Below are 12,599 nucleotides of genomic sequence, written 5' to 3' on the forward strand. Positions count from 1 at the left end.
CTTGATTGGTCAGAGCTGGCGTCGTAACTGGGCCCGGGTGATACCGTTCTTCGACTACCCGCCGGAGATCCGAAAGGTGATCTATACGACCAACGCGATCGAGTCGATCAACATGAGTCTGCGAAAGGTCATCAAAACGCGCAGTTCATTCCCGACTGACGACGCCGTAATGAAACTGTTTTACCTGGCGCTGAACAACATCAGCAAGAAATGGTCGATGCCAATCAGAGACTGGAAGGCGGCTCTAAACCGCTTCGCTATCCAGTTCGAAGACCGGATGTCGCCGGGTTAAACGAAAACCCGTTTACACAAAATTCGGGACACCCCCCCGGACTTGGTGTTCCTGCAGCCAAGTCCGAACCACCAGCCAGCCGTCCCAGCGCTTCCCAACCCTCCCTCCCAAGCGGAACTCGGCAAAATCGTCGTACTATCCCGTTCTAGGCCTGCAAAAAAAGCCAGATACCTGACATCTGCGGGCCGGAATGGAACCGACTGTCATGGACCGTTTTCTAGCAATGAAAGTCTTCGTGCGCGTGGTCGAGAGCGGCAGTTTCTCCAAGGCCGCAGACGCATTGCGCCTGCCTGCCGCGAGCGTTTCCCGCACCGTCCAGGCACTCGAAGCGCACCTCGGGGCACGCCTCCTGAACCGCACCACACGCAGCATCAGCATCACCGAAGACGGTGAGATCTACTATGAGCGATGCGTTCGCGTACTCGGTGAAGTGGACGACATGGAGTCCGTCCTGTCACGCTCCAAGCTCAGCCCGAAAGGTACCGTACGCGTCAGCTTGCCCGCGCTCATGGCGAAGAGCACCATCATCTCCGCGCTCCCCGAATTCTTCGCGGCCTACCCGGATATCCGCGTGGAGATGAGCCTGACCGACAAGCAAGTCGACATTATCGAGGCGGGCGTGGATTGCGTGATTCGCGTAGGCGCAGTCGGCGATATCGGCCTGGTGGCAAAGCAGATCGGCCGCTATTCCCAGATCACGGCAGCATCGCCGTCGTATATCGAAAAATACGGCGAGCCGAAGACGCTCGAGGATCTCGAGCACCACACATGCGTGGATTATCTGGTGAGCAAGACGGGGCGCGTCAGAAGCTGGGAGTTCGTGGTGGACGGCGAGACCAAGACCATCCCGCTCAAGGCGATGCTGGCTGTCAATGACGCGGATTCCTATGTGGAGTGCGGCCTTGCCGGCCTCGGGCTGATCCAGGCGTCGAGCTATACGCTGTCTTCTTATCTGGAGAGCGGCGCGCTGCTGGAAGTGCTGCAGACCTATCCGTCGTATCCGCGCGTGGTGTCGATCCTGTATGCGGCGAACCGGCATCAGCCACGGCGGGTGAAGGTGTTTATAGAGTGGATTGCGGAGATTTACAGACGGCAGACGTCATTGCAAGTGGCCGCGGATGATCTGCATGCCGGACATACCGGGTATGCCGACCACGCGAGCCACGTCACGTCCTGACGGCTGCGGCGCGCTGCACGGCTGCTTCACCCTCGACTTGCGCGCGTGCATGCTGGTACATCCACTCGAGCGTGTCGTAGATAGGCGTGATGGGAATGCGGCCGATCGCGCGCATTAGCTTGATGTTCGAGCCGACCAGCTTCGCAATCTCATTGCGCCGCATGAAGCGTGGATCGACAAAGATCCCGATCTTGTATCCCGCGATGCGTTGCATCATGGTCAGGATTTCGCCGAGCGAATGGCCGGTCCCTGAGCAGGTATTGAATGCCTCGCCCGCGGGCGCGACTTCCAGCAGCCGCGCGTAAACTTCGACGATGTCGCGGACATCGGAGAAATCGCGGCTCACGGCCAGGTTACCGAGCGACATGCGTGCTTCATGACGTGCGTGATGATTGACGATCTTCGGCAACAGGAAGTCTTCGCCCTGACCCACGCCCGTGTAGTTGAACGGGCGTGTAAAGAAGACCGGCAGGCGGTCGAGCCACAAGCGCGCCATGTTCTCCATCGCGAGCTTGCTGACCGCATAGTCATTGCCGGGGCTCAGCGGCACGTTTTCGTCAATGACCTCCACGTTCGCATTGCCATACACATTCGATGTACTCGCCATGAGCACGGCGCGCGGTTTCTTGTCGAGCTGCGACAGGGCGTCGAGCAGATTGCGCGAGCCCATGATGTTGACCAGATAACTCTGCGTGGGCGCGTTGCCCGTGACGTGCGCGAGACCGGCGAGATGGACGACGACATCGGGCTGTGCGTCACTGACGCACGCGCGCACCGCCTCGAGATCCAGCAGGTCGACTGGAACCCCCGTTGTGCCGGGCACGTCGGGCTCGGTCGCGGGCGAAGTCGTGCCCCACACGTCGTAACCGTCGTCCAGCAGACGTGCCGCCATATGGCATCCGGTAAAGCCGGAAAGGCCGGTGATGAGAGCGCGACGGCGTTTGTTGCCGTGAGGATGTTTGATGTCGTTCATTGCGCGAGATATATGCGGCGGCCGTTTCGCAAAGGGTTGCAGCATTTATCGGAAGGCTTCTGCGTGCCCCGTCCAGTGACGCCAGTTACTTGCCGTTTTCCGACAATGCAGCAGTCGAGCGATGATTTAGATCATGCAACAGCGTTTCGTACGGGAAACAGAAATTCCCGTTCTGCGCCCGGCAACACGTGGCTTTCCAGCCATTTTCCGCATCGTTTGACCGGTCAATTTTATCACGTACCCCTCACGTACCCCGTGTCCAGGCCGGCGCAACACCCGGTGCGGTGCGACGGGGCAATGGGCATGAAGTGCCGCCAACTATTGCCCAGCCCCCTTGGGGACGCTTCGGACTACGTTGTTCCTGCTGACACGAGTACGCACGGGTACGGCGAACGCGAGTGCGGCGAAGCATATTTGCCGGCTTCACATTGCGGGATGCTTCTAGCCTGACACAGCGATATTACGCTTTGCTTATTCTAAGAAAAAACTAATCAGGAAAATATTCGACAGCCATTGATCACATGTTAAAAATTATTACTGTCGGATGCATTTGGCAAGCTCTGCGAGCGTTCGCTTATTACGTCTCGATACAATTTTTTAAAGAAATAAGTCAATTGGAAAGTCGGGCAGGATTTTGGCAGTCATTCTTGCACCGCTTTAGCACTTCAATGGCGCTTCAGGTGTTACCGGTTATGTACTTGAAAGCTGCTTGCGGCGGTAATCGATTAAATTCTGTGGTTCATTTACCACTGGCGATTCGGCTTCGCGCGCTATTTATTTCAGATTTTTTTGCAATATTTGAACGGTAGTCTTGGCTCACCCGAGTAACGGCCGTGACGCCTCTACTGCACCATCGGCCGATGGACGCAGAGTGGGCCGCTCTCAGATGGAGAAAACCTCTTGCATCGTTTTTCGCGCTTTTTGGGTTTGTCGTGTTTTTTGCGTCTGTCGCTTGTGGCATCACGTATTTGGGTTGTGGGAGCGCTAGGTTTGGCTGCGGTGACTTCCGCGTATCCGGCGTCGCCAACGGTGCTGCCGGCGCGTACGTCGTGGATTGGCAACACCTTCGGTTTCGGCGATGGCACGTGGACGCAGATCAACATTACTGCGATGGCCGTCACGCCTGACGGCCGCGTGTACACCAATGCACCGTGGGACGAAAGCGGCGCGGAAGTGAGCGTCTACAAGGACGGCAAGGTGCTCGGCACGGCTGGCGGTACGCACGGCTGGGGCAACTACGGTGGCAACGCGATTGCGCTTAACGGGCGCTATGCGTTTGTTGCGGTCGGGGTGGGCAACGAGCGCGGCAATCTGTCGAAGGCGGGTGTGTGGCCGCCCAAGGGCAAGCAGTGGTTTGGCGTGTCGCGCCGCGACCTCCATGACACGAAACGCAGCGTGGCGTTCCAGGCGAACCTGGCCGCCGATAAAGACGGGCACGCGCAGCTTGCCGCTGCTTTCCTGATGATCAACGAGGCGCCGGAAGACAAGCGCGGCGCGCCGAAGACGGACGATGTGAAGCAGGACGTAGGCGGGCTGGCTGCATCGGATGCGTTGTTGTACGTGGCCAATACCGCGATGAACCGCATCGAGGTGTACGACGCCGAGTCGATGCAGCAAAAGAGCAAATGGAATGTGATGCAGCCGGGGCGTCTGGCGCTCGCGAAGGACGGGACGTTGTGGGCGCTGGTCAATACGCAGGGCGGCCAGGCGCGGCTCGCGCATTACACGCCGGCGGGCGCGGCGATCGACGATGCACCGGCGCTGGCCGCGGGCACCGACGCCGTCGATTTGACGATAGATGCTCAGGGGCGTTTGCTGGTTGCTGACAATGGAGTGCGTCAGCAAGTGCTGATCTTCACGCGCGACGGCGGCGCCGGCATTTACCGCGAGTCCAGTGCGCTGGGTGAGCGCGGCGGCATTTTCTCGGGTGTCGTGGGCCGTCCTGGTCCGCAGCGGTTCAACGGACTGACGGGCGTGGGTGTGGATGCCGCCGGGAACGTGTATGTATCGACGAATGGGATTGGTGTGCGGCAGGGTTCGACTGGTGCGGGACTTGGCGCGACGCTTGAGAGTTATGCGCCTGATGGCCGGCAGTTGTGGCAAGTGCAGGGATTGTTGTTCGTGGATGGTGCGTGGATGGATCCGGCGCGTCCGAACAGCGTGTACAGCGGCAATAAACGTTTTGAGCTGGATTTGTCGAAGCCGGTGGGACAGGAATGGAAGTACGTGGGTTTCTTGTCGGGGCGATTCAAGTATCCGGAGGACCCTAGCTTTAGCGTCGATGACTGGCCGGGACAGCCGATCGCTCGCAAGGTCGATGGTCGTACTTTCTTGTACTTGACGGACATGTATTCGGACCATCTGAAGATTTATCGCTTCGATGCAAAGCGTGATGGAGAGCTGGCGATTCCTTCGGGCTACTTCGCTGGTCGTGAACGAGGCGCGCAGAATATTCCGAATCATCCGCCGCATGGTGACTGGATCTGGCGTGACACGAACGGCAATGGCCGGTTTGATGCGAACGAGTTCGACGTGAACAACGGAGTACTACCTAATCCTGGTGGATGGGGGTGGTGGGTTGATACGAAGGGTGACATTTGGCATACGAGTGACACTCGGGGGATCAATCGCTTTAGATACGGTGGTGTGGACCGTGTGGGCAATCCGGTTTATGCGTATGCCAACGCGCAGAACTACGCGATGCCTGCGCCGTTCAACGTGGTGAAGCGAGCGGTGTATGAGGCGGACACGGACACGATGTATTTGACTGGGTACACGGCAGACGAGCCGTTTGACCGTGGGTACTGGAAGGAAGTGGGTCGGCGGTTGGTGCGGTACGACCATTGGTCGAAGGTGCCGGAGCAGCGGTATTCGATTGATTTGCCTTGGGACACCAAGAGCAAGCCGTTGGCTACGACGATTGGTTTGACGGTTGAGGGCAAGTACGTGTTCACGGTTGAGCCGGTTGGGATGGTGCATGTATATGAGAAGGATACGGGTCGCGAGGTTGGGGTGATCAAGCCGGGGCCGGAAGTGGGTCATGCGTCGGGGTGGGTGGATGTGCCCAACGGCATTAGTGCGAGCCGACAGGCGGATGGTGAGTACCTGATATTTGTTGAAGAGGATGCGAGGGGAAAAGTGATGATGTACAGGTGGCGCCCATAGGCTGTTCGTTCGCACTTTTTGGGTTTTGGGTGGGCAGGGGGGTGCCGGGGTGCCAGATTCCAGGGTTAGCGGTCGGAGTCAGTGCCGGGTTGCTGCTTTCGGCCTTAGCGGTCTGCGTGAATTGGATGTTTTCTTTAGCACTATTAGCCACTGTGCGTGGCGGCACGTCATTTCTTTGTCCAAAGCGACAAAGAAACGAAGCAAAGAAAACGCTTTAACCGCTCTACCCTAAGTGTCCACAGCGTGCAGTTTCTATTCATAGGTGCCCCAAAAGCACGGTGCTCGCCAGAGCGACGGATGGTTGAACCCCTCCTTCTCGCGAATCCTGACATAGACACGCTTCGCCACCAGTGCTCTCGGGCAAGCACTATTTTCCCAGGAACCGGTACCGCCTCACGCGTACGCGCTGCTGCGTTTCTTGGTGGTTAGCTGCTTGGTCGGCACGGTTATTTTCGGGGGTAGGGCCTTACTCGTTTGCACGGCATGGTTCGCTGGTGGGTTGGCGACGCGGTTGCGCCGAGCGTACTAATTTGGTGGTTGGTTGTTCGCGGATAGCGCGGGATGAACCTTAAGCAGGTTCAGTCACTGGTGGCGAAGCGTGTCAGAACCCGAGTTCGGAGAAGGAGGGTTTCACACATCCGTGGCTCTGGCGAGCACCGTGCTTTTGGGGCACCTATGAATAGAAACTGCACGCTGTGGACACTTAGGGTAGAGCGGTTAAAAGCGTTTTCTTTGCTTCGTTTCTTTGTCGCTTTGGACAAAGAAATGACGCGCCGCCACGCGCAGTGGCTAATAGTGCTAAAGAAATTAGCCAACTCAGGCAGACCACTAACACTGAAAGCAGCAACCCGGCACTGACTCAGACCGCTAACGCAGGAACCAGGCACCCCAACATCAACCCCAACCACCAACCCTAACCCCCCAAAACCCCCCAAAACCCCGAGAACGAGTGCGAACGATGGAAAAATCGATGGTGAAGAACATGGCGATTAACTTTTCGGGACTGGTATTGCCTACCTTCGTCTCGTTGATCACCGTGCCCGCATACATCCATCTCGTCGGCGTCGAACGCTATGGCGTGATCAGCCTCGTCTGGACCCTCATCGGCTACTTCGGCATTCTCGATCTTGGCATGGGCATGGCTGCTCAACACCAGATCTCGAAGGCCCACGCCGCCAACGACCCCGAAGCCCGTTCGCGCGTGTTCTGGAGCGCCATCTGGCTCAATCTGGGTACCGGAATAATAGGCGGTATCCTCATCTACTTCGGCGCGTTCGCCTACACCGCCTACGTCGCGCATTCATCCCCCGCCATGCAGCAGGAGGTCTATCACGCACTCCCCTGGCTCGCCCTGGCCATTCCCATCGCGAACGTCTCATGGGTCTGCGCCGGCGCAATCAATGGCGTCGAACGCTTCGGTATCTACAACACCAATCAAACGATCGGCACCTTCCTGTTCCAACTGCTGCCGCTAGCCGCCGCCTGGAAGATCGCACCGAACCTGCAAACCGTACTCGCCGCCGCCGTCGTCGCACGCGTCCTGGCCGTGATAATGCTTGCACGAGCGAGCTTCAAGGTGCTCGACATCAAACGCATCGAATGGCCGCAGCTCGGCGTGGCCGGCGGCTTGTTCAAGTTCGGCGGCTGGATGCTGGTCGCGACCATCTCCAGCATGATCACGGACTCCCTCGATCGCATCCTCCTGGGCGCAAATCTGGGCGCGCGTTTCGTCACGTACTACACCGTCCCGCAGAACCTCGTCACCCGCCTGAACATGCTGCCGAACTCACTCGTTCGCACCTTGTTCCCGCGCTTGTCCGCCGTCAAACGCGAACACGCCGATGCCATGGTCCAGCAGTCACTCGAATTCCTCAACGGCGTCTTCACGCCCATCGCGCTCTTCGTCATGCTCGTGCTCGCCCCCTTCCTGCATCTCTGGGTCGGACAGGAAATCGCCATCGCGAGCGCGCCAGTGGGCCGGATCCTGATCATCGGCGTGTGGCTCGTCGGACAGGCCAGCGTCACGCGCATCATGATCCAGTCGCAAATCAATCCGGCAACCGCGGCGCGAATCGGCATCGTGCAACTGCCGTTCTTCGTGACGGCGCTGTGGTTCGGCATCGCGCGCTTCGGTCCTATCGGCGCGGCCAGCGTGGTCGTGCTGCGCTCGCTCGCCGACTATGGCCTCTTGCTCTGGATCTCGCGTCTGCACGCCCGGCCGATTGCCGCCGACATGCTGATGCATCTCGCGTTTCTTGTCGCGGGCCTCGGCGTGGCGTTTGTCATCGATCCGATCGAGTACCCGCTGCAATCTATCGCAGCGGCGTTTGTCATCTCGGGCCTGAATCTAGGTTGTTCCCTTCTCACGCGGCCCGCGTTGCGCTCCATGGCGCGCAGCTTCGTCCACGAGTTGAATGTGCGCCTGAAACGGCGCGTGAAATCCACGGTTTAAGGTGAGGAGTGACACATGAGACATGATCTAGATGAAGCGGTCATCGATCCGGTGCGAGTGACCCTCGACCCTGTCGGCCTGCTGCCGCCTGCCGTGCAGGACACGCCGCCGCGGCACCGCGCGAGAATCGCGAAACGGGTGCCGCGGGTTGCGATCGTGCATGACTGGCTCGTTGCTTTCGCCGGCGCGGAGAAGGTGCTTGAACAGATCGTCACGTGTTTTCCCGACGCCGATCTGTTCAGCGTCGTCGACTTCATGGAAGAGCGGACGTGGATGCGCGGCAAGAAGGTGACGACCTCGTTCATCCAGAAACTGCCGCAGGCGAAAAAGCGCTACCGCTCGTATCTGCCGCTCATGCCGCTCGCGATCGAACAGCTCGACGTGTCCGGCTATGACCTCGTCATTTCGAGCAGCCATGCGGTAGCGAAGGGCATACTGACGGGTCCCGATCAGATCCACGTGAGCTATGTGCATTCGCCCATTCGCTATGCATGGGATCTGCAACACCAGTACTTGCAGCAATCGAATCTCACGTCCGGCGTGAAGTCGTTGCTCGCGCGCATGGTGCTGCACTACATGCGCAACTGGGACATCCGCACGTCGAATTCGGTGGATCATTTCATCGCGAATTCGGCGTTCATCGCGCGGCGGATCAACAAGGTCTATCACCGCGATTCGCATGTGATCTTCCCGCCCGTCGATGTCGAAGCGTTCCAGCTTTGCGAGGTGAAAGAGGACTTCTATCTGACGGCGTCGCGGATGGTGCCGTACAAGAAAATCGATTTGATCGTGGAAGCGTTCGCGAAGATGCCCGAGCGCAAGCTGGTCGTGATCGGCGATGGCCCCGACATGCGCAAGATCCGCGACAAGGCCACGCCGAATGTCGAGATCATGGGCTATCAGCCGTTCTCCGTCCTGCAGGACAAGATGCGGCGTGCAAAGGCGTTCGTGTTCGCGGCCGAAGAGGACTTTGGCATCTCGGTGGTCGAGGCGCAAGCGTGCGGCACGCCAGTGATCGCATACGGCAAGGGCGGCGCGCTGGAAACCGTTCTGGACAGTTCGCACGCGCGCCCAACGGGCCTCTTCTTCGATGAACAGACGACCGATGCAATCATCGACGCCGTGGAAGGTTTCGAACTCGGCGCGGTGAAGATCAATCCGGCGGATTGCCGCGCGAATGCCGAGCGTTTTTCGATCAAGCATTTCCGCGATAGTCTTCGCGCCTATGTGCAAAGCGTTGCGCCTCATTTCACGCTGGCGCCCCCTGCGATGCCACCGTTGCCAGTGGCTGACCCGGCCATTGCGGCCGCGGCTCTGCAGCTTGATCAGGATCATGAAGAGGCCGATGCCATGCGCGTCCTCGCCGTCGATCAAAGCGGCGTGCTCGGGGGCGCGGAACTATCGTTGCTCGAGGTGATGAAGAACATGCGCGGCACTAACGAGACCGTGTTGTTCGACGACGGTCCATTTCGCATCGCGCTGGAAGCGGTCGGTATCAAAGTGGATGTGCTCGACGGCGCCGCGCTCGGTGGCTTGAGCAAGGACGGCGGGATGAAACGCTCGGGCACGGGCATGATCGGCGGCGTGATGAGCCTCGTGCGCGGCACGCTGGAAAAGTCGCGCAACTCGGATGTGATCTACGTGAACACGCAACGCGCGATGGTGGTCGGCGCTATCGCCGGGCTGATCTCGCGACGGCCGGTGGTCTGGCATCTGCGCGATATCGTCAGCCAGGAGCATTTCGGCAAGACGCAGCTCACTATCATCAAGTGGTGCACGAAGCTCATGCTCGAACGCGTGATCGCGAACTCGACGGCGTCCGCCGTTGCGCTCACCGCGTTGACGCGGATGAAAGAGGAACGGCTGGACGTGGTGTTCAACGGTATTTCCGCCGAGCCGTTCACCGAGCTGGAATCTGTCGCGCAGCACGAGTTGAGGGCGCGCTTTGGTTTGCCGCAGGACGCATTCCTCGTAGGCTCGTTCAGCCGGCTCGCACGCTGGAAAGGACAGCACATCCTGCTTGAAGCGCTGCTGGAGGCGCCCGAGATGCATGCCGTGCTGGTAGGGGCGGCGCTCTTCGGCGAGGACGCCTACGAGGCGCAATTGCGTGCCTACGTGCTTGAACAGGGTCTCGCTGACCGCGTGCATTTCCTTGGCTTCCAGCACGACATTGCTGGCTGCATGAAAGCGGTCGATGTCGTCGCGCACACGTCCATCAGCCCGGAGCCGTTTGGTCGCGTGATTATTGAAGGCATGCTGGCGAAGCGGCCGATCGTGGCAGCGCGGGCGGGCGGTGTGACAGACATTGTGGAGGATCGCGAGAACGGCATTCTCTGCACGCCCGGCGACGTCCATGCGCTCGCGGGTGCGCTGGGTGAACTATCGTCCGATGCTGGTTTGCGCAAACGGCTGGTCGAGCAGGGTTATGCGAACGCGATCAACCGCTTCGGTACCGAACGGTATGTGGAGAGCGTTCAAAAGATTCTCTCCGATGTCGCCGGCAAGTCGCGGTTGAAACGGGGGTAGGGGCTCTGTAGGTCAAAGGTATGTCGGATGAACCGCGCAACGGGGTTCATCCGGACGCCGGGACCTAAAGCGCGGGAGAGCTTGCGGTCGCAACCCGCGCTGTTTCTTCGCCCGCTCGTGCGTCGATCTGGATGACGCCGCTGGTTTTGCACAGCCGTTCGAAATCCTCACTGCTCACGAGAACGAGCGGGATCTGTGACGCATAGAGTTCGTTCGCGACAATCACGCCAATGGCAATAATCAGATCGCGCTCGCATAACACAATGCCCGCAGGTCCAGTTTTGTTGCGAATGGCTTCAACAAGCACGCTGCTGCTGGAGCTCGACCCCTTTGCTCTTCTCATCAGCAAGATTACGCCGGCAAGGGTCTGGCCGAAGGCAGGATGCGATTGCTCGACAACGGTCCCGGTCTCGGCGTCGTACCCGCCCCAGAAACTTAGCGGTTCAATAAAGACGCCCGGCCCCCGCGCGAATCCGCTTGTGAGAGCCTCGGCTTTAAAGCTGGCTGATGTGTTCATCGGGTTCATCGCGCTCATCGAAGCAAACCTTTCCCGCGAAAGCGGAGTGCACGCATTCTTTCATGCTCCCATAGGCCACCCGGACACCGATATTCGCGGGTGCGTAAAGTGCCCACTTGCCTGAGTTCGTCATGACCAGACCGCTCATCTTCTTCATGACGGGCGTGATGTAGGTGCAGGTATCGAGGACGATCTGCACCCCTCTGGACGCCAGCGTATCCGCTATGCCCGACGACTCGAGTTGCCACAATACAAACCGGCTGGTGTTCACATAGAAGTCGCACGCGAGCGCACCGGAAAACGTCGTGAACAGAGCGGAAAGCTGCTCGAATTCGGTGACGGAAAAATGCGGCGTCCCGAGGCTGACAGCAACCAGTGTCTCACCGGGCTGCGCCTGATTGAGATGTCGGCGAACAGCGCGAAGCTCGTCCAGCGAAACATCGATCACCCGCGCGGGCGGCTTTCCCTGAAACGCTGCGTCGAGCGTCGGCGCTTCCGGCGTGATTCCGATGCCGTGAAAAAGCGCCACCGCGCCGCTCGACGCCGCGGCCGCTCCGAGCGCCTTCAACTCGTCCTCGGTGGTATCGGACGGCAGGCCGTCGATGGCCGCAACGCCCGCGCCCGCGGCTTTGCCAAGCAGGAAACCGAGCGCAGCGAAGAACACATCGCGGCCGGACAGCGCGCCGAAATCGGCAACCCGGATCAGGATCCGGGCCGCCCGGTTTTCGGTGACATGCAAGCCGGCGTAGGGTGCTCGGCCCGTGATCGCAGCGGCCAGATCGAGGAAGTCGCCGTACCGGCTGGTGCGGGCGCCCAGGACAGAATTCGCGAATACGATGGCGTTGGATTCCGCCCAGGCTATCTGGTCTCCAAGCTTCGGGCGATGCTTGAGTTGGTAAGGCGCGCACGTGAAGCTCGACTCGCATCCCAGTTCGATGTGGGCTTTCATGAGCCGTTCGGCGGCGCACTGAGTGCTTGGCTCTCCCTGATACAGCTCGGGATGGATCAGGTCGAGCGAGCCGACGTTCAGCGTCGTGGGCACGGCTACCCGCGTTTCACTTTGGACGAATCGTTCAACGAAATCGAGGCTCGCCGCACCGTGATAAAGACAGCCGTCGATGTGCGCCGACGTTATATCGATCAACCTGTCAGCGCCCATGACATTCGCCGTGCGCGTGACGATCCTCATGGCTAGCGCGACACCGCTGCCCGCGTCTGCGTTCAGCATGGCGGCGTCTCGCTCACTGAGCTGCAACATGATTGATTTCCTGGTTGGACGGCGGGGAGCCTGCGGGCGGATTTGCCGACGCTCAGTTTATCGCGGTTATATTGCTCAGCAAACCTGCTCCAACTCGCGCGCATCTAGCGGGCGCGTTGAGCATCGCGTGAACCACTGGCATACGGCAGCCGAGCCACGCCGATACACCCCCCCAAGATAAAAAAACCGCGCTCATCGCTGAGGGCGGTTTCACGGGTGCTTAATGGAACGATATAGTT

The 12,599-nt window shown here is 59.6% G+C and carries 8 protein-coding genes; 5 read left to right on the forward strand and 3 right to left on the reverse strand.

Annotated features, from left to right (window positions below; translation table 11 throughout):
• Together BSU04_RS08565 and BSU04_RS08570 are read left to right on the forward strand one after the other, a co-directional pair.
• On the forward strand, positions 1-292 hold a 292-nt coding region (locus BSU04_RS08565; protein ID WP_144021165.1), incomplete at its 5' end, for a transposase.
• A gap of 205 nt (positions 293-497) precedes the next feature.
• Positions 498-1,469 carry a LysR family transcriptional regulator gene (locus BSU04_RS08570; protein WP_089160217.1) on the forward strand — a complete coding sequence of 324 codons (972 nt, stop codon included), beginning with the start codon at positions 498-500 and terminating at the stop codon, positions 1,467-1,469.
• Here the strand turns inward: BSU04_RS08570 and BSU04_RS08575 are convergent.
• The gene (locus BSU04_RS08575) at positions 1,459-2,442 is read right to left on the reverse strand and encodes a GDP-mannose 4,6-dehydratase (RefSeq protein WP_089160235.1); all 984 of its coding nucleotides are present in this window, start codon (positions 2,440-2,442) and stop codon (positions 1,459-1,461) included. The two genes, BSU04_RS08570 and BSU04_RS08575, sit on opposite strands and share 11 nt — an antisense overlap.
• Before the next feature lie 939 nt (positions 2,443-3,381).
• On the opposite strand from BSU04_RS08575, the gene BSU04_RS08580 reads away from it, so the two are divergent.
• The 3 genes from BSU04_RS08580 (at position 3,382) to BSU04_RS08590 (ending at position 10,585) form a co-directional block, all read left to right on the forward strand.
• Positions 3,382-5,607, forward strand: a complete 2,226-nt coding sequence (locus BSU04_RS08580; RefSeq protein ID WP_089160236.1) for a hypothetical protein — start codon at positions 3,382-3,384, stop codon at positions 5,605-5,607.
• A 958-nt stretch (positions 5,608-6,565) separates the two neighbouring features.
• Positions 6,566-8,059, forward strand: a complete 1,494-nt coding sequence (locus BSU04_RS08585) for an oligosaccharide flippase family protein (protein WP_089160218.1) — start codon at positions 6,566-6,568, stop codon at positions 8,057-8,059.
• A 15-nt stretch (positions 8,060-8,074) separates the two neighbouring features.
• Positions 8,075-10,585 (forward strand): glycosyltransferase family 4 protein, encoded by a 2,511-nt coding sequence (locus BSU04_RS08590; protein ID WP_089160219.1) that lies wholly within the window; start codon positions 8,075-8,077, stop codon positions 10,583-10,585.
• A gap of 64 nt (positions 10,586-10,649) precedes the next feature.
• Here BSU04_RS08590 and BSU04_RS08595 read toward each other — a convergent pair whose 3' ends face one another.
• Together BSU04_RS08595 and BSU04_RS08600 are read right to left on the reverse strand one after the other, a co-directional pair.
• Positions 10,650-11,102 carry an aconitase X swivel domain-containing protein gene (locus BSU04_RS08595; RefSeq protein ID WP_089160237.1) on the reverse strand — a complete coding sequence of 151 codons (453 nt, stop codon included), beginning with the start codon at positions 11,100-11,102 and terminating at the stop codon, positions 10,650-10,652.
• Positions 11,080-12,360 (reverse strand): aconitase X, encoded by a 1,281-nt coding sequence (locus BSU04_RS08600; protein ID WP_089160220.1) that lies wholly within the window; start codon positions 12,358-12,360, stop codon positions 11,080-11,082. The genes BSU04_RS08595 and BSU04_RS08600 overlap by 23 nt, the downstream gene beginning before the upstream one ends.
• Positions 12,361-12,599: the final 239 nt, after the last annotated feature.

The sequence above is a fragment of the Caballeronia sordidicola genome (genome assembly GCF_002220365.1).
Taxonomy (GTDB): Bacteria; Pseudomonadota; Gammaproteobacteria; order Burkholderiales; family Burkholderiaceae; genus Caballeronia; species Caballeronia sordidicola_C.

Excerpts from the sequence above, each read along its gene's own strand:
- BSU04_RS08570 (WP_089160217.1), top strand. The coding sequence starts at position 498 with ATGGACCGTTTTCTAGCAATGAAAGTCTTCGTGCGCGTGGTCGAGAGC.
- BSU04_RS08575 (WP_089160235.1), bottom strand. The coding sequence starts at position 2,442 with ATGAACGACATCAAACATCCTCACGGCAACAAACGCCGTCGCGCTCTC.
- BSU04_RS08585 (WP_089160218.1), top strand. The coding sequence starts at position 6,566 with ATGGAAAAATCGATGGTGAAGAACATGGCGATTAACTTTTCGGGACTG.
- BSU04_RS08590 (WP_089160219.1), top strand. The coding sequence starts at position 8,075 with ATGAGACATGATCTAGATGAAGCGGTCATCGATCCGGTGCGAGTGACC.
- BSU04_RS08595 (WP_089160237.1), bottom strand. The coding sequence starts at position 11,102 with ATGAACACATCAGCCAGCTTTAAAGCCGAGGCTCTCACAAGCGGATTC.
- BSU04_RS08600 (WP_089160220.1), bottom strand. The coding sequence starts at position 12,360 with ATGTTGCAGCTCAGTGAGCGAGACGCCGCCATGCTGAACGCAGACGCG.